Origin of the sequence: Ruegeria sp. HKCCD6157 (assembly GCF_013110685.1) — a bacterium.
In the GTDB taxonomy this organism is placed as follows: domain Bacteria; phylum Pseudomonadota; class Alphaproteobacteria; order Rhodobacterales; family Rhodobacteraceae; genus Ruegeria.
This window is the reverse complement of the sequence record NZ_WVRB01000002.1, coordinates 365,046-380,139: the sequence shown is the minus strand read 5'-3', so window position 1 is coordinate 380,139 and position 15,094 is coordinate 365,046. Positions and strand designations below refer to the sequence as shown.

Here is a 15,094-nt window from a genome sequence, read left to right as displayed (position 1 = left end):
AGTGTAACCGCCGCTTCCGCCGCGTCCCAGCGCCTCAGCAGCGCCGGTGAAGGGGTATTTACGGATTAGGTCTGGGACCTGCAACCCCCATTTTCAAAAAACTTTGAATTTTGCGTCGTTTTCTTGTGTTTGTTAACCAAAACAATAAGTTAACTTAACAAATCAAGAACTCCATGCCGCCTGGAACGTGCGGATATCCCAAGAAGGAACCACAAAACTTGCCCCTGCGGGAGATTCGAGGGGTTCGACAGACATAAACGACCTGCAAAACCTTTCTGCACCTTTCGTGCAGCCCGGGCCTGACCTTCAAGAAAAGGTTGGGTTACGCAAAAAACTGACTTTGGGTCACAGTTGTTTTTTTGCTCCGTTAACGCACTCTCACCGGGAAGGTGGTAACCCTGCCCGACCAGTCAAGAAAACGAAATCGTCGCAAGAGGTGCGCAAGACAGCATGGATTTCGACTATATCATCGTAGGCGGCGGTTCGGCCGGTTCTGTTCTGGCCAACCGCCTGAGCGAAGATCCATCCACAAGTGTCTGCCTGCTTGAAGCAGGTGGCGGTGGGAACAGCCTTTTCGTTAGAATGCCTGCCGCTGTTGTGACCGCACTTCCCGGGCGTCCAAGGATCAACAACTGGGCCTTTGAAACGGTCCCGCAGCCCGGTCTGAACGGGCGCAGAGGATATCAACCGCGCGGCAAGGCACTGGGCGGCTCGAGCGCGATCAACGCCATGTTGTATGTAAGAGGTCAGCAGCAGGACTATGATGGCTGGGCCGATCTGGGCTGCGACGGCTGGGATTGGGACAGCGTATTGCCGTATTTCAAACGGGCCGAGAACAATGAGCTTGGCGCAGACAGCGTGCATGGTGACAGCGGGCCGTTGCAGGTTTCACGGCAAAAAGAGCCTCGTCCAATCACCCATGCGTTCATTCAAGCCGCACAGCAGCTGCAACACCGCCATACCGAAGACTTCAACCGGGGTGATAACGAAGGCGTCGGTCTGTATCAGGTTACCCAGTTTCACGACCCGGCAAAGAATGGGGAACGGTGTTCTGCGGCGGCTGGTTACCTTTTTCCAGTTTCCGACCGCCCAAACCTGACGGTCATCACGCATGCACATGCCAGCAGGCTGCGCTTTGAGGGCAGGCGCGCAACGGGCGTTGTTTACCGGGTGAAGGGCAAGGGCGCAGACATCACCATCCGGGCGAAGCGCGAAGTCCTGCTGTGCGCTGGTTCTTTGAAAACACCGCAATTGCTTCAGGTTTCAGGTGTTGGCGCAAAAAGCGACCTTGAACCGCACGGAATCGCGGTTCACCACGAACTGCCTGGCGTGGGGCGGAACTTGCAGGATCATCTGGATTTCGCGTTGATCTTCAAAACCACAGACACCGACAATTTTGGTATCGGCCCGGCGGGGGCAGCGCGGTTGTTGCGACATATTCGAAGGTGGAGCAAGACGGGCGTCTCGATGGCGGCTACGCCATTTGCCGAAGGCGCAGCGTTTCTGAAAACCACCCCCGATCTAGAGCGTCCCGACATTCAGCTGCATTTTACCATCGCTATGGTCGATGATCATGCCCGCAAGCTGCATTACGGGTACGGGTACAGTTGCCATGTTTGCAAGCTGCGGCCGGAAAGTCGGGGGACCGTAGGCTTGAACAGCGCAGACCCCACGGCGGCGCCCGCCATCGATCCGGCGTTTCTGTCAGACAAACGCGATCTGCAAACCATGATCAAAGGCGCGCGAATGGCGCAGGATATCCTCAACGCGCCAGCTTTGGCCAAATACCGGCACAAAGAGCTTTTCGGAACCGATACCGCCCAGACCGATCAGGATTGGGAGAAGCACATCCGCGCCCGCGCCGACACGATCTATCACCCCGTGGGCACCTGCAAAATGGGCGTGGACGAAATGGCGGTCGTCGACCCCCAGCTTCGCGTGCGCGGGCTTGAAGGCCTGCGAGTCGTCGATGCCTCGGTGATGCCGACTTTGGTGTCGGGCAATACAAACGCGCCCACGATCATGATAGCCGAAAAAGCGGCGGACATGATCAAAGCGGCGGCGATGCAAGGACGCTACTTGCCTTTCATCAGAGCTTCCAGCCCGACACGGTAATTGGGATAGATCAGATCAATACCCAGTTCTTCCTTGATCCGGTCGTTTCGAACCCGCTTGTTTTCGTTGTAGAAACTGCGCGCCATCGGCGTCAGATCGGCGTCGTCGAACCGGACCGCAGGAGGCAGGGGCAAACCCTGCAACTCGGCTGCGTATCCTATGACATCCTGCGGCGGGACCGGTTCGTCGTCACATACATTGTAGATGCTTCCCGGATTCGGCTTCATCATCGAGGCTTCCAAGATCTGCGCGATGTCTTCCACATGAATGCGCGAAAACACCTGCCCCGGTTTGATAATGCGCCGCAATCCACCACGCTTGAGCTTGGAAAACGGACCGCGCCCCGGCCCATAGATACCCGCCAGACGAAAGATATGAACGGGCAGGCCCGGAATGGCCGACCATTGCTCCTCGGCCAGCATACGCCATCTTCCGCGCTTGGCGGTCGGTGTGGGCGGCGTGTCCTCATCCACCCAGCCACCCTGATGGTCGCCATAGACGGCCGTTGTCGACAAGTAGCCCACCCATTCGAACTGACTGGACCGCTTGGCAATTTCTTCGCCCAGCGCCGCCAGCACAGGATCACCCGCTTCATCTGGCGCCGTCGAGATCAGCAAATGGGTCACCCCATCAAGGTTCGGTGCCTCACCCGGCCAGATCAGCGGCTCGGCGCCAGAGGCCCGGATTGCACCCGTCCCTTCAAGGTCTCGCGTCGTGCCAAAAATTTTCCAGCCCTTCGGGGCAAGGTTTCGGGACAGGGCCTGGGCAGAATAGCCATGGCCGAATGAAAAGAGCGTCTTGGTCATGCCCCTTTGATGATCTGCGCCGTACCGGGATGCAAGCGCCGCATGGCCGCACTTGAATCGAATCTTCGATTGCGCCTTTCTGTTGGTCATGAGCAAAAAAACACCTGACCTGCATTCGGCCTATGCGCTGAGTTCTCCGGACGAGAACAGACAGCTCTATGCGGAATGGGCGGGAGATTATGATGACGGTTTCGCCGCGCGCGAAGATTATCAGCTTCACACCCACACGGCACGGGCATTTGTCGGCGCGGGCGGTCAGGGGCCCGTTCTGGATGTCGGAGCAGGAACCGGCCTGTGCGGCGCGGTGCTGTCGGCGCTTGGCGTCGGACCCATTGATGCAACCGACATCAGCGCAGAGATGCTGGATCAGGCGATGCGCAAGGACATTTACCGGGACGCGATCGAAGCGGACCTGACCCGAGGCATTCCGGTGCCCCGTGAAAGCTATTCCGGCATCGTCTCTTCCGGGACCTTCACCCACGGCCATCTCGGCCCCGAGGTCTTTCCCGCGCTTTTGCGTGTCGCACGGCCTGGTGCGCAGTTCGCTCTTTCGATCAATGCCCGTCATTTCGAAAAATTGGGTTTCGCAGAAAAACTGCGTCAATTGGAACAGGGTCAAATTCGAAATCTGACCCTGCCCGAAGTTCGCATTTATGGCGATCTTGCTGCTGGCCCCATCAAAGACGACACGGCGTTCATTGCTTTGTTTGAGCGGGTTTAAACTAAGGCGATCACGCCGAAACCATCAGGTGTACATCTGCTTTTTGTACGCGCGCGTACGCGTTGTCGCCTCAGCCGAGCCATCGTGGTAGGTGCCGAACCACTTGTCGAACGGGATTTCGGACGTGCCGTAGTTGCACTCGAAATACCTGTGATGAAGCTGGTGGAAGAAATCCCCAGCTCGCGCAGCCTCGGTTTCGCCAGCTTTCAGTTTTTCGAACCCTGAATGGGACAGAACCGGGCTGATCTGCTGGAATGAACTGTGAAACAGCAGATGCAGCGGATGAGACGGCACAATCAGGTGGATGAAGTAGGTGGTGAAATACAGCAGGTTTTCATACCAGTGGTTCGAAATCCCAGACCAGGGTCCGATATTGACATTGCGGTGATGCACGGCGTGGACGTGTTTGTAGAGCTTTGGGTGATGCTCTAGCCGGTGCACCCAGTAAAAGTGCAGGCCAGACCACATCGGAATGAACATCATCCAGACCACAAACCAAACCGGAGCTTCAGCCCAGGTGATCGTCGGCGCCCAGCCGTTGGCCATCGCCCAGTAGATGATCCACTGGTAAACAGTGGCAACCGTCATGGCGCTGCCCAGCGTCCACCAGATATTGTCCCAAACCTGATTGCGGAAAGAAAACGTTCCGTTGTTCCGTGTCAGATTCCGGCGGTCGAACTTTTTATACATGCCCTGCCCTTTTCGCATGTAAAGCCACCAATGCAGCCCCCCAGCCACCAGGATTTGCGGCACCATGTTCAACAGCCAGATCCGAAACATCCAGCCGGGTGCAAAGCTCTGCATCGTCTCTAATGCAGGGAAAAAGAAGGCATAGGCAATTATCGCCAGAACCATGCACAAGGTCAGGGACGTGATCTGCAACCACGCGCCGCTGTACCATTTCAGCACTGCCGCGGGGCGCGGTGGCCAGCTGAACAAAGGGTTCAGACCCACGGGACCTTCGGGGTGATAGTGCCAGCGGGCGGTTTCGGGATCCGGGGCGATATCCGTCATGATGCTCTCTTTGGGATGTGCAGTCAGGTTGCGTAGTCTGATTCCTCTGCGTCGAGAATCGCCTTGATTTCACGCAGGTGCGCCTCGGCCTGATCGGGATAGTCATCCAGCTCAAGCGCTGTTTTTTCGGCAATCTCATCCGACAAGACTCGCAGGGGCCGCCCGGTCTGCAAGGCACGAATGTAGGTTTCGGCCGCGCGTTCGAAATAATACAGCCTGTTGAAGGCATCCGCAGGGTCGCTGCCGATGACCAGAACACCGTGATTGCCCATGATCATGACCTTCTTCCTGGGATCGGACAGCATCCCGGCGCAGCGCTCACCCTCGCTTTCAAAGGCCAGACCTCCGAATTCTTCATCTACCACGTAACGGTTGTAAAAGGTCGCCGTGTTCTGATCGATCGGCGGCAATGAACTGTCGGCCAAAGAGGCCAGAACAGTCGCAAAGATCGAATGCACATGCATGACGCAACGCGCATGCGGGCAGTGGCGGTGGATTGAGCCGTGCAGTCCCCAGGCCGTCGGGTCCGGCGCGCCAGGTTGTTCCATCACGTTCGGGTCATTGGCATCCAGCAACAATAGATCCGAGGCACGAATGCGCGCAAAGTGCACCTGATTGGGGTTCATCAGAAACTGCGTGCCGTCATCATTCACCGCCAGGCTGAAATGGTTGGCAACCGCCTCATGCATGTTCAACCGGGCCGTCCAGCGGAAGGTGGCGGCCATATCCACGCGCTCGGACCAATGGTCTATATTGGGACGAAGACTGGTGAGGCTCATGCTTGGCTCCTTTCGCGGCTGGTCGTGGCCAAACCTGCATGGGGTCCGGCAGTTTGACCAACGAAAAAAACGCAACTATCCCATTAGCTGAACTTATGCCAAGGTTATGTAGATGCAGAACTCGCTTCCTCCGCTGGGCTGGTTGCGCACTTTCGAAGCCGCCGCACGCCATCTCTCGTTTACCGGCGCGGCACGAGACCTGAACATGACGCAAAGCGCCGTCAGCCAGCAGATTAAATCTCTGGAAGGGCATCTGGGGCAGCCATTGTTTCTGCGCCGCCCCAAAGCTCTGGAACTGACCGAGGCCGGAATCACCTATCTGCCAGTTGTGCGAGAGGCATTCCGGACACTGATGCGCGGAACTCGGGCGGTTACCGGCGCGCAACCAAACGCGGTTCAAGTGCAATGCAACATCAGCTTTGCCGTCAACTGGCTGGCCCCGCGCCTGCCGGCATTTCGGGCGGAACATCCACATGTTCAATTGAACGTCTTCACCGAGCTTTGGGAACCGCGCGAAATGGCCGAAGGCGCGGCGGTCGAGATTCGGTTCTCGCTTCGTCCGTCCGACACGGTCCGAACCGAAATTCTGCGCACCGAACACTATTATCCGGTCTGCGCACCAGACTATCCGGTATGCTTGGAAAACCTTCAGGAACAGCCGCTTTTCGACTGCTCCAACCTGCTGTCCAACTGGCCAAACTGGGCGGAAGATCAGGGTCTGAATTGGGAAAACCCGCCGATAACCTACGCGACGACCTATCTGGTTTGCCTGTCAGCGGTCATGGCTGGTGGTGGTCTTTGCCTAGCACATGACACGATCGCCAGTCATCTGATCAAGCGCGGTCAGCTGGTCGCGCCGTTCAAGCACCGTGCGCGAATGCCCGAGTCCTACTATCTGCTGCTGTCGCCGCAGGCCGAGGACACACCCGGCGCCGTGGCCTTTGCCAACTGGGTGCGGCGTGAGATCGGGTCTGAGGTGTAAAGGGAAACGTGCGCGCCAGAACCAAAAGACGTGCCCAACATGTATGAGGAATCCCCAAGACCGAAGAACCGGGGTTGCACCCGCTGACGCATTCGTGAAAGTTGAGCCATGGAATACACACCTTTCCCAAGCTGGCCCGATGTCGCCCCCAAATTGATCGCAGTTGCAGCCGGACGCGAGGCGGCGGACATGGTCATTCAGGGCGGAACCTGGGTGAACGTACACAGCCGCGAATTGCTGCCGGATCATTCTGTGGCGATTGCTGCCGGGCGCATAGCATTCGTCGGGCCGAATGCCTCGCATTGCGTGGGTCCGGATACGGAAATCGTCGATGCACAAGGGCGCTACATTCTGCCCGGCTTGTGTGATGCGCATATGCATATCGAATCCGGGATGCTCACCCCAGCCGAATTTGCCCGTGCCGTCATCCCGCATGGAACCACCAGCATGTTCACCGATCCGCATGAGATCGCCAATGTGCTGGGTCTGGACGGCGTGCGCATGATGCATGACGAAGCCATGATGCAACCGGTCAATATTTTCACCCAGATGCCATCCTGCGCGCCATCCGCACCGGGGTTGGAGACGACGGGCTATGAAATCACGCCCGAAGACGTGGCCGAGGCGATGAACTGGCCAGGTATCATCGGACTGGGCGAGATGATGAATTTCCCGGGCGTGATCCATGGTGATCCTAAGATGCTGGCCGAGATAGCCGCCACTCAACGGGCCGGGAAAACGGTCGGAGGGCACTATGCTTCGCCTGATTTAGGGCCTGATTTTGCGGCTTACGTGGCGGGTGGCCCGGCGGATGATCACGAAGGCACATGCGAGGCCGACGCCATTGCACGAGTTCGGCAGGGGATGCGCTCGATGATGCGTCTGGGGTCGGCCTGGTATGATGTGGAAAGCCAGATTACGGCCGTGACAGAAAAAGGGCTGGATCCGCGCAACTTCATTCTTTGTACAGATGACTGTCATTCCGGCACATTGGTGAATGACGGGCATATGAACCGCGTCGTGCGCCATGCCATTGCTTGCGGATGCGACCCCCTGGTCGCGCTGCAAATGGCGACGATCAACACGGCAACGCATTTCGGGCTGGAACGCGAGATCGGTTCCGTCACTCCGGGGCGGCGGGCGGATATCATCCTCAGTTCAGATCTGACCGAACTGCCGGTTGAGATGGTGATAGCCCGCGGGCAGGTTGTCGCGGAAAACGGTGCAATCAAAGTGGATTGTCCGCATCTGAACTGGCCCGAAAAATCGCGCAATACCGTTCATCTGGGGCATGCGCTGATGTCGGCCGATTTTGAGATCAAGGCACCGGAAGGGGCCAACAAAGTTCAGGCCAACGTCATCGGCGTGGTGGAAAACCAGGCCCCGACCAAGGCATTGAAGGCCGAATTGCCGATCATTGGCGGGCTGGTCGAGGGCGAAGGCGAAGTGTGCCAGATCGCGTTGGTCGAGCGGCACCAGGCCACCGGGGGCGTCACCAACGCTTTTGTTTCGGGCTTTGGCTATCAGGGAAAAATGGCCATGGCCTCGACCGTGGCGCATGACAGTCATCACATGATCGTCGTGGGTACGGACCGGGATCAGATGGCGCTGGCCGCCAACCGTCTGGCCGAAGTGGGCGGTGGCATCACCTTGTTCCGGGACGGGCAGGAACTGGCGCTGGTCGAACTGCCCATCGCAGGCCTGATGTCCGACAGTCCCGCCGCCGAAGTCGCGGCCAAGGCCGACAGGATGGTGCAGGCGATGCAGGACTGCGGCTGTCATCTGAACAACGCGTACATGCAGCATTCATTGCTGGCGCTGGTCGTGATTCCCGAGCTTCGAATATCGGATCTCGGGTTGGTCGACGTGCGTACATTCGAAAAAATAGAACTTCTGGAACCATTGGCATGACCACACTCCTGACACCGCAAGCACCCGCGCCAGAACAGTTTACCGATCCCGCCGCCGCCGTTGCCCGGTTGGAAGAGCTGTATGTGCAGGCCACCGATTTCCTGTGCGACAGCTTTGCAGATGCCATGGAAAATGGGGCACCTGCCGCACGATTCAGAGCCTATTATCCGGAAATTCGCATCAAAACCTCGACCTATGCCCAAGTAGACAGCCGCCTGAGCTTTGGTCATGTGTCTGAACCTGGTGTTCATGCCACGACGGTGACGCGCCCGGATCTGTTCAGATCCTACCTGACCCAACAGATCGCCCTGTTGATCAAGAACCATGGTCAACCTGTGACCATTGCGGCGTCGGACACGCCGATTCCGGTGCATTTTGCCGTGGCAAACAATCCCGATCTGGTCGTGCCTCATCAGGGCGCAGCCGACTTCACCTTACGCGATGTGTTTGATGTTCCGGACCTGACAACTACCAATGATGACATCGTCAATGGCGTGCATGACCATGAAGATGCCGTTGGACCCTTGTCCCTTTTCACCGCCCAGCGCGTGGATTATTCGCTTGCCAGATTGGCACACTACACCGCCACCGACGCTGGTCACTTTCAGAATCACGTGCTGTTTACGAACTACCAGTTCTATGTCTCGGAATTCGAGAACTACGCCCGAGAACAATTGGCGGACCCTGCCAGCGGCTATACCAGCTTTGTTTCAACCGGCAATGCCGAGATCACGGACCCAAAGGCACCTATCGAACAACCGCTGAAACTGCCGCAAATGCCGACCTATCACCTGAAGCGCAAAGATGGTTCGGGAATTACTTTGGTGAACATCGGTGTTGGCCCATCCAATGCAAAAACCGCCACCGACCATATTGCCGTTCTGCGCCCGCACGCGTGGCTGATGGTTGGCCATTGCGCCGGGTTGCGCAATACGCAGGCATTGGGCGATTTCGTTCTGGCCCATGCCTATCTGCGCGAAGACAAAGTCCTGGATGACGATCTGCCCGTCTGGGTGCCGATCCCGCCTCTGGCCGAAGTTCAGGTGGCGCTGGAACACGCCGTGGCCGAGGTGACGAAACTGGAAGGGTATGAGCTGAAGCGGATCATGCGGACCGGCACCGTGGCTTCGGTCGACAACCGAAACTGGGAACTGCGCGATCAGTCCGGCCCGGTCCAGCGACTCAGCCAATCCCGGGCAATCGCGCTGGATATGGAAAGCGCCACCATTGCCGCGAACGGCTATCGGTTCCGCGTTCCGTATGGCACTTTGCTGTGCGTGTCGGACAAACCCCTGCACGGAGAATTGAAGCTTCCAGGCATGGCGTCTTCGTTCTATACCACTCAGGTCAGCCGACATCTGGCCATCGGCATCAAGGCTATGGAGCATCTGCGCGGCATGCCGTTGGAGCGTTTGCACAGCCGGAAACTGCGCTCCTTCGACGAAACGGCCTTCCTCTGACGCAAAAAAGCAACGTTTTCCCCATATTTTTAGGGGTTTCAGCGCTACTATTCGTTGTGTTTGGCCACAATATCCCGTTACAGTTACGCGGTGAGGCCCTATAGATCGGGCACGTTAAGGAGACCAAGAAATGGCAAAGCCTATGACAAAGACTCAGCTGGTAGCTGCTCTCGCTGAGGAAATGGGAACCGACAAGAAATCCGCGAACGCCGCGCTGGAGGCCATCACCGGCCTGATTACCCGCGAAGTTTCGGCCGGTGGCGCAGTGACCCTGCCCGGCGTCGGCAAAATCTACTGCCGCGAGCGGCCCGAGCGTCAGGTCCGCAACCCGGCCACTGGTGAAACCTTCACCAAAGAAGCCGACAAGGTTGTGAAAATGACCATCGCCAAAGCGCTGAAAGACAGCGTGAACGGCTGATTTCAGCTTTTCAGGACAACGATAGGGGGCCGCCTTCGGGGGGCCCTTTTTCTATCGTCTTGAATTTGTTGTGCCTTCCGGGTTTGAACCCGTTTCGCACAGCATGTTTCGGCCCGGATTTTCGCCACCCAAGTGAAAATGCGCCTTCAGGGTCAGAGAACCGGCAAAATCTTGCCATGGCGTTTGCGGGCCTCTTTTCAAGGCTTGTCCGATCACCTTACAACTTCGTCAATCTTCGAACCGGCAATGAAGTATCTTGCAAAACAGCGTCTGTAGAAAGAAAAAGACTTGGCCGCGCTTGTCTGGCAGCACCCGTTCCGCGATTGCGGTGGGTCTTATCACTCTTGTCTCTGCCTGCGCGCAAAGCACCACCAATGAAAATCTCGACCCTGAACGTCAGTTGATGGCGCTGCAAGAGGTCTCGAAAAAGCGGGCCAGAGGGCAAAGAGTATGGTGCGTGCCCTACGCCCGAGACCTCAGCGGTATTGAAATTCGCGGCAACGCGAAGGACTGGTGGGGAAGGGCGCAGCAAGTGTTTGAGCGCGGCAAGGAACCGGTTGTTGGTGCGGTTATGTCGTTTCGGGCAACCCGCGGAATGCCCCTGGGCCATGTGGCAGTCGTATCCGATATCGTCACCGACCGGGAAGTCATCGTGAATCACGCCAACTGGCACCGAAACAAGGTGTCGTTGAAGATGGGCGTGAAGGATGTCTCAAAAAACAATGACTGGACGTTGGTTCGGGTTGAAAGCCAACCGGGCCGCTACGGCAATCCCTACCCGGTAAACGGGTTCATCTATCCGGCGGTTGAAGAGTAGCCTTGCCCAATTTTATTTCACGGGCGGGTTGATTGCAACGCGGGCAACATCCCTTTTGATCGTGTCGCAAAGGCAGCCGCCGCCCGGGTTGGGATGTCGCGTGGTTGAAAAGCCCGAAGATTGTCCAAAGCTGCGATATTGTCGGTCAAAAAAAAAACGGGCACCAGAGGCGCCCGTTTCTGTTTTGTGTCTCTGGTCCGGTCAGTGGACCGTTTCAACCTTGTGGAAGTCCAGATCACGATCTTCTGGCATCGACTCGATACTCATTACGTCCTGGCGTTTGGTGATCAGGATATAGACGACGCAAGCCAGATACAGTCCAACCACGACCGCTCCGATCCACTGGATTTGCAGCCACTGGCTTTGGAACAGCAGGGTCAGGACAAACAGCAGCGCGACGTTGCCCGCCACATAGATCGCCTTTCCGAACCGCTCGACGGTCAGGTTAAGGTTGTCGGTGTACAGACGGATCAGCGAATCCAGAGAGTTGATCACGAACGTCACACCCACGATCACCATCGCAATGTTGGTGATGCCCGCGGTGCTGATGCCGTTCAGGTGGTAATAGTAAAGAACGGTGAACCAGATCCCCAGCGGGATCGACGGGAAGATCAACAACGCGGCCAGCAACTGCCACGTGGTCAGACCACCCACAAAGCGCGACGTAAACTGTCCGATCATGATCGACCATGCAAACCACCAGAACAGGTAGAACGCGTGATAGTCGGTCAATGGCAGGACGAACTTGTGCAGGTTGGCGAAATAGGCGCCGATATTGCTGCCGGTTTCCACGAACCCGGTCACGCCCATACCTGCGGCTGCCCACATGCCCAGAATCAGGGCAAGGAACAGAAAGGTCGAACCGACGGACAGGATGCGAACGTATTTCAGATCGGTCGAGGAATAGGCCGCCGCCAGAATGACGACAAACACGATGATGTAGAAGGTGGTGACGACGGATTCGCCATCGCCGACCTCGGGCAGATAGCCGGGCAGGTAGATCAGGAACAGGCTGGCGGTGAAGGCGCATGTGCCGATGATCACCACGTTGTTGATCAGCTTGACCACCGGGATCTCAAAGAACTTCACGCGGGGTTCGATCACGCAGAAGTAGAAAGCCGTCAGGAAGTAGAAGGCCCAGATCAGAAAACCCCAGAATCCGAATTCGATCGCCAGCGGGTTGGCAAAGGCATAGGCCGGGTCCTCGGCGTATCCTCCGAATTCGGTCAATGGAAACATGATCAGGCCGACATCCAGGCCGGATGTGAACAGAATCGCGATGAACGTGAACAGATGAACCGGTGTCACGCCGACACAGCGCAGGTTCCACCATTTCACGACGAAGAAAGCGACCAGCCCCAATGCCAGCAGGACGCCAAACGATAGAATGTACTCCAGAAGCACCGACAAACCTCCCTTGATATGTCAGGTCCTGACGCCGATATCTTTAATTGGTCAGTCAATCAATATAAACATGCGCAAGGCTTTTCTTGCATCACGCATGTGTCTTTTTTGACGCGCACCGCTTGCGACCGACCCCAGAATCAGGAACAGTCCGCGCAAAGTGACAGGGGGTCTCCATGGATCTGCGCGCCATAACCATGGGGCTGACATTTGCCCTGATCTGGTCATCTGCCTTTACCTCGGCGCGTATTATCGTGGCGGATGCGTCCCCTCTGTTTTCGCTGGCCTTGAGGTTTCTGATTTCCGGTGTTCTGGGGGTCATGATTGCCCGCGCGATGGGGCAAAGCTGGCACCTGACCCGAAACCAATGGCGCGCAACGATACTGTTCGGGATCTGCCAAAATGCCCTGTATTTGGGTCTGAATTTCTATGCGATGCAGACGGTCGAGGCTTCGGTCGCGGCCATTATCGCATCCACCATGCCCTTGTTGGTGGCGCTGGCGGGGTGGTTGATTTTCGGCGAAAAGCTGCGGCCACTGGGTGTTTTGGGTCTGTTCGCCGGTTTCGCCGGAGTCGCCCTTATCATGAGCAGCCGGATCAGCGCGGGCGTTGATATGTTCGGGGTCGCGCTTTGCGGTTTGGGTGCTCTTGCCTTGACCTTTGCAACCTTGGCCGTTCGCGGTGCAACATCCGGCGGAAATTTCATGATGGTCGTCGGCTTGCAGATGCTGGTTGGCTCAGCCGCGCTGTTTGCGGCTGCTCCGGTCTTTGAGACCATCTACATCCACCCGACGTTGCCACTGGCGCTGGCTTTTACCTACACAACCCTTTTCCCCGGATTGCTGGCGACATTGATCTGGTTCCTGCTGTTGGACCGGATCGGAGCCGTTCGGGCCGCCACCTTCCACTTTTTGAACCCCATGTTCGGGGTCACCATCGCGGCGATTCTACTGGGCGAGAAGCTCGGTGCCATGGACGCAGTTGGCGTCGCGGTTACAACCCTTGGCATTCTTGCGGTTCAGCTTTCACGCCAGCCTGTTCAGGGCAGCAAAGCCTCGACCTGAGACAGCAGTTTGCGGGAATCGGGTTTGACATTTGACCCGAAAGTCGCCGCGACTTCACCCTCAGGATCGATCAGGATCTTGTTGAAGTTCCACTTGGGCGTGAACCCGGTCTGCGCGGCAACGGCCTTGTAGAACGGGTGGGCGTCAGCCCCTTTGACCGGAGTGATATCCGTCATCGGCAGGGTCAGCCCATAGTTCATCTCGCAGAACTGTTTCACCTCATCCGCGGACCCAAGTTCCTGATTGAATGAATCCGACGGAACCGCAAGAACGACCAGCCCCTTGCCGGAATAGGCCTCATGCACCTTTTGCAGAGCCTCGTATTGCCCGGTAAACCCACATTGTGACGCGGTGTTGACCACCAGGATGGGTTGGCCGCGCCACTCTTCGATGGCCAATGTGCCTCCGTCGATCGAGTCGAACTCACCGGTCAGCGGCGCCGCCTGGACGGCGCGGCCCAGCAAGATCAGGGCAGTCAAAAGCAGCAATCTCATCATGTCTTGTCCTCCCTTTCATTCTGATACGCGCGTTTTTGGTGTTCAGATCACTTGCACGACTGCGAGAGCGGTTTGAAATATCGCTTTGCTTTCCACCTCGCAGCCCCCAGATAATGGCGCAAACACTATTTCAGCCGGAGGATCCATGACTCGCTATACCAAAGACCCCACGGCCATTGCTGCGCTTTCGCCCGAAGAGTTTCACGTCACCCAGCGCAGTGGTACAGAACGTCCGGGCACCGGGAAATACCTGAACAACAAGGAACCGGGCATTTATGTGGATATCGTATCAGGTGAGCCGCTGTTTGCCTCGACCCACAAATACGAATCCGGGTGTGGCTGGCCCAGTTTCACCAAGCCGATCGTGCACGAACATGTCGAAGAGTTCCGCGATACCACGCATGGCATGATCCGGACCGAGGTTCGCTCGAAACACGGCGACAGCCATCTGGGGCATGTCTTCCCGGACGGTCCGCGTGAACATGGCGGTTTGCGGTACTGCATCAACTCTGCCTCGCTTCGGTTCATTCATCGGGATGAGATGGAAGCCGAAGGGTATGGCGAATACCTGATTCATGTGGAGGATATCTGATGACCGAGCAACGCGCTGTACTGGCCGGGGGCTGCTTCTGGGGGATGCAGGACCTGATCCGCAAACTGCCGGGCGTGTCGCGTACGCGTGTCGGCTATACCGGCGGTGACGTGCCCAACGCGACCTATCGCAATCACGGCACCCACGCGGAAGGGATCGAGATCTGGTTCGATCCGTCTCGGATCAGCTATCGCGACCTGCTGGAATTCTTCTTTCAGATCCATGACCCGACCACGGTCAACCGTCAGGGCAACGATATCGGCATGAGCTATCGATCTGCGATCTACTACGTGGATGACACCCAGAAACAGGTGGCCCTGGACACGATCGCCGACGTGAATGCCAGCGGCTTGTGGCCCGGAAAAGTCGTGACCGAGGTCGAACCTGTCGGAGAGTTCTGGGAAGCCGAGCCCGAGCATCAGGATTACCTGGAGCGGATCCCGAACGGCTATACTTGCCACTTCCCGCGTCAGGATTGGGTCCTGCCCAAACGCTCAAGCGCAGCAGAATAAAG

General features: G+C 57.4%; 15 protein-coding genes. 10 read left to right on the top strand and 5 right to left on the bottom strand.

The window, feature by feature from the left end:
• Window positions 1-450: 450 nt before the first annotated feature.
• On the top strand, window positions 451-2,115 hold the full coding sequence (locus GS612_RS11905; protein WP_171640541.1) for a GMC family oxidoreductase: 1,665 nt from the start codon (window positions 451-453) through the stop codon (window positions 2,113-2,115).
• Here GS612_RS11905 and GS612_RS11900 read toward each other — a convergent pair.
• The gene (locus tag GS612_RS11900; protein ID WP_171640539.1) at window positions 2,076-2,921 is read right to left on the bottom strand and encodes an SDR family oxidoreductase; all 846 of its coding nucleotides are present in this window, start codon (window positions 2,919-2,921) and stop codon (window positions 2,076-2,078) included. The two genes, GS612_RS11905 and GS612_RS11900, sit on opposite strands and share 40 nt — an antisense overlap.
• Before the next feature lie 88 nt (window positions 2,922-3,009).
• On the opposite strand from GS612_RS11900, the gene GS612_RS11895 reads away from it, so the two are divergent.
• On the top strand, window positions 3,010-3,642 hold the full coding sequence (locus GS612_RS11895) for a class I SAM-dependent methyltransferase (RefSeq protein ID WP_171640537.1): 633 nt from the start codon (window positions 3,010-3,012) through the stop codon (window positions 3,640-3,642).
• Window positions 3,643-3,666: 24 nt separating this feature from the next.
• On the opposite strand, the gene GS612_RS11890 is transcribed toward GS612_RS11895, so the two are convergent.
• Window positions 3,667-4,656, bottom strand: coding sequence for a sterol desaturase family protein (locus GS612_RS11890; protein ID WP_171640535.1), 990 nt, complete (start codon window positions 4,654-4,656; stop codon window positions 3,667-3,669).
• Window positions 4,657-4,679: 23 nt separating this feature from the next.
• Complete coding sequence (locus tag GS612_RS11885) at window positions 4,680-5,435, bottom strand: class II aldolase and adducin N-terminal domain-containing protein (protein ID WP_171640533.1); 756 nt, start codon at window positions 5,433-5,435, stop codon at window positions 4,680-4,682.
• Between the two features lie 112 nt (window positions 5,436-5,547).
• Between GS612_RS11885 and GS612_RS11880 the strand changes: the two genes are divergently transcribed.
• The 5 genes from GS612_RS11880 (at window position 5,548) to GS612_RS11860 (ending at window position 11,023) form a co-directional block, all read left to right on the top strand.
• Complete coding sequence (locus GS612_RS11880) at window positions 5,548-6,417, top strand: LysR substrate-binding domain-containing protein (protein ID WP_171640531.1); 870 nt, start codon at window positions 5,548-5,550, stop codon at window positions 6,415-6,417.
• A gap of 108 nt (window positions 6,418-6,525) precedes the next feature.
• Window positions 6,526-8,328 carry an adenine deaminase gene (gene ade, locus GS612_RS11875; protein WP_171640529.1) on the top strand — a complete coding sequence of 601 codons (1,803 nt, stop codon included), beginning with the start codon at window positions 6,526-6,528 and terminating at the stop codon, window positions 8,326-8,328.
• Entirely contained in the window at window positions 8,325-9,788 is a 1,464-nt protein-coding gene (locus GS612_RS11870; protein ID WP_152459674.1) for an AMP nucleosidase, read from the top strand. The genes ade and GS612_RS11870 overlap by 4 nt, the downstream gene beginning before the upstream one ends.
• 130 nt (window positions 9,789-9,918) lie before the next feature.
• The gene (locus GS612_RS11865; RefSeq protein WP_068347305.1) at window positions 9,919-10,206 is read left to right on the top strand and encodes an HU family DNA-binding protein; all 288 of its coding nucleotides are present in this window, start codon (window positions 9,919-9,921) and stop codon (window positions 10,204-10,206) included.
• Window positions 10,207-10,504: 298 nt separating this feature from the next.
• Entirely contained in the window at window positions 10,505-11,023 is a 519-nt protein-coding gene (locus GS612_RS11860) for a CHAP domain-containing protein (protein WP_253286156.1), read from the top strand.
• Between the two features lie 201 nt (window positions 11,024-11,224).
• Here the strand turns inward: GS612_RS11860 and GS612_RS11855 are convergent, their stop codons facing one another.
• Entirely contained in the window at window positions 11,225-12,421 is a 1,197-nt protein-coding gene (locus tag GS612_RS11855) for a BCCT family transporter (RefSeq protein WP_171640565.1), read from the bottom strand.
• A gap of 182 nt (window positions 12,422-12,603) precedes the next feature.
• Here GS612_RS11855 and GS612_RS11850 point away from each other — a divergent pair, with 182 nt between their 5' ends.
• The gene (locus tag GS612_RS11850) at window positions 12,604-13,491 is read left to right on the top strand and encodes a DMT family transporter (RefSeq protein ID WP_171640527.1); all 888 of its coding nucleotides are present in this window, start codon (window positions 12,604-12,606) and stop codon (window positions 13,489-13,491) included.
• Here GS612_RS11850 and GS612_RS11845 read toward each other — a convergent pair.
• A complete protein-coding gene (locus GS612_RS11845; RefSeq protein ID WP_171640525.1) occupies window positions 13,467-13,988 on the bottom strand; it encodes a glutathione peroxidase in 522 nt (173 codons plus the stop codon). The two genes, GS612_RS11850 and GS612_RS11845, sit on opposite strands and share 25 nt — an antisense overlap.
• A gap of 145 nt (window positions 13,989-14,133) precedes the next feature.
• On the opposite strand from GS612_RS11845, the gene msrB reads away from it, so the two are divergent.
• On the top strand, window positions 14,134-14,580 hold the full coding sequence (msrB, locus tag GS612_RS11840) for a peptide-methionine (R)-S-oxide reductase MsrB (protein WP_170345953.1): 447 nt from the start codon (window positions 14,134-14,136) through the stop codon (window positions 14,578-14,580).
• The gene (gene msrA / locus GS612_RS11835) at window positions 14,580-15,092 is read left to right on the top strand and encodes a peptide-methionine (S)-S-oxide reductase MsrA (RefSeq protein WP_152459670.1); all 513 of its coding nucleotides are present in this window, start codon (window positions 14,580-14,582) and stop codon (window positions 15,090-15,092) included. Before msrB ends, msrA begins: the two co-directional genes overlap by 1 nt.
• Window positions 15,093-15,094 lie beyond the last annotated feature (2 nt).

Excerpts from the sequence above, each read along its gene's own strand:
- GS612_RS11900 (WP_171640539.1), bottom strand. The coding sequence starts at position 2,921 with ATGACCAAGACGCTCTTTTCATTCGGCCATGGCTATTCTGCCCAGGCC.
- GS612_RS11885 (WP_171640533.1), bottom strand. The coding sequence starts at position 5,435 with ATGAGCCTCACCAGTCTTCGTCCCAATATAGACCATTGGTCCGAGCGC.
- GS612_RS11890 (WP_171640535.1), bottom strand. The coding sequence starts at position 4,656 with ATGACGGATATCGCCCCGGATCCCGAAACCGCCCGCTGGCACTATCAC.
- GS612_RS11865 (WP_068347305.1), top strand. The coding sequence starts at position 9,919 with ATGGCAAAGCCTATGACAAAGACTCAGCTGGTAGCTGCTCTCGCTGAG.
- msrB (WP_170345953.1), top strand. The coding sequence starts at position 14,134 with ATGACTCGCTATACCAAAGACCCCACGGCCATTGCTGCGCTTTCGCCC.
- GS612_RS11880 (WP_171640531.1), top strand. The coding sequence starts at position 5,548 with ATGCAGAACTCGCTTCCTCCGCTGGGCTGGTTGCGCACTTTCGAAGCC.
- GS612_RS11845 (WP_171640525.1), bottom strand. The coding sequence starts at position 13,988 with ATGATGAGATTGCTGCTTTTGACTGCCCTGATCTTGCTGGGCCGCGCC.
- GS612_RS11905 (WP_171640541.1), top strand. The coding sequence starts at position 451 with ATGGATTTCGACTATATCATCGTAGGCGGCGGTTCGGCCGGTTCTGTT.
- GS612_RS11870 (WP_152459674.1), top strand. The coding sequence starts at position 8,325 with ATGACCACACTCCTGACACCGCAAGCACCCGCGCCAGAACAGTTTACC.
- ade (WP_171640529.1), top strand. The coding sequence starts at position 6,526 with ATGGAATACACACCTTTCCCAAGCTGGCCCGATGTCGCCCCCAAATTG.
- msrA (WP_152459670.1), top strand. The coding sequence starts at position 14,580 with ATGACCGAGCAACGCGCTGTACTGGCCGGGGGCTGCTTCTGGGGGATG.
- GS612_RS11895 (WP_171640537.1), top strand. The coding sequence starts at position 3,010 with ATGAGCAAAAAAACACCTGACCTGCATTCGGCCTATGCGCTGAGTTCT.
- GS612_RS11850 (WP_171640527.1), top strand. The coding sequence starts at position 12,604 with ATGGATCTGCGCGCCATAACCATGGGGCTGACATTTGCCCTGATCTGG.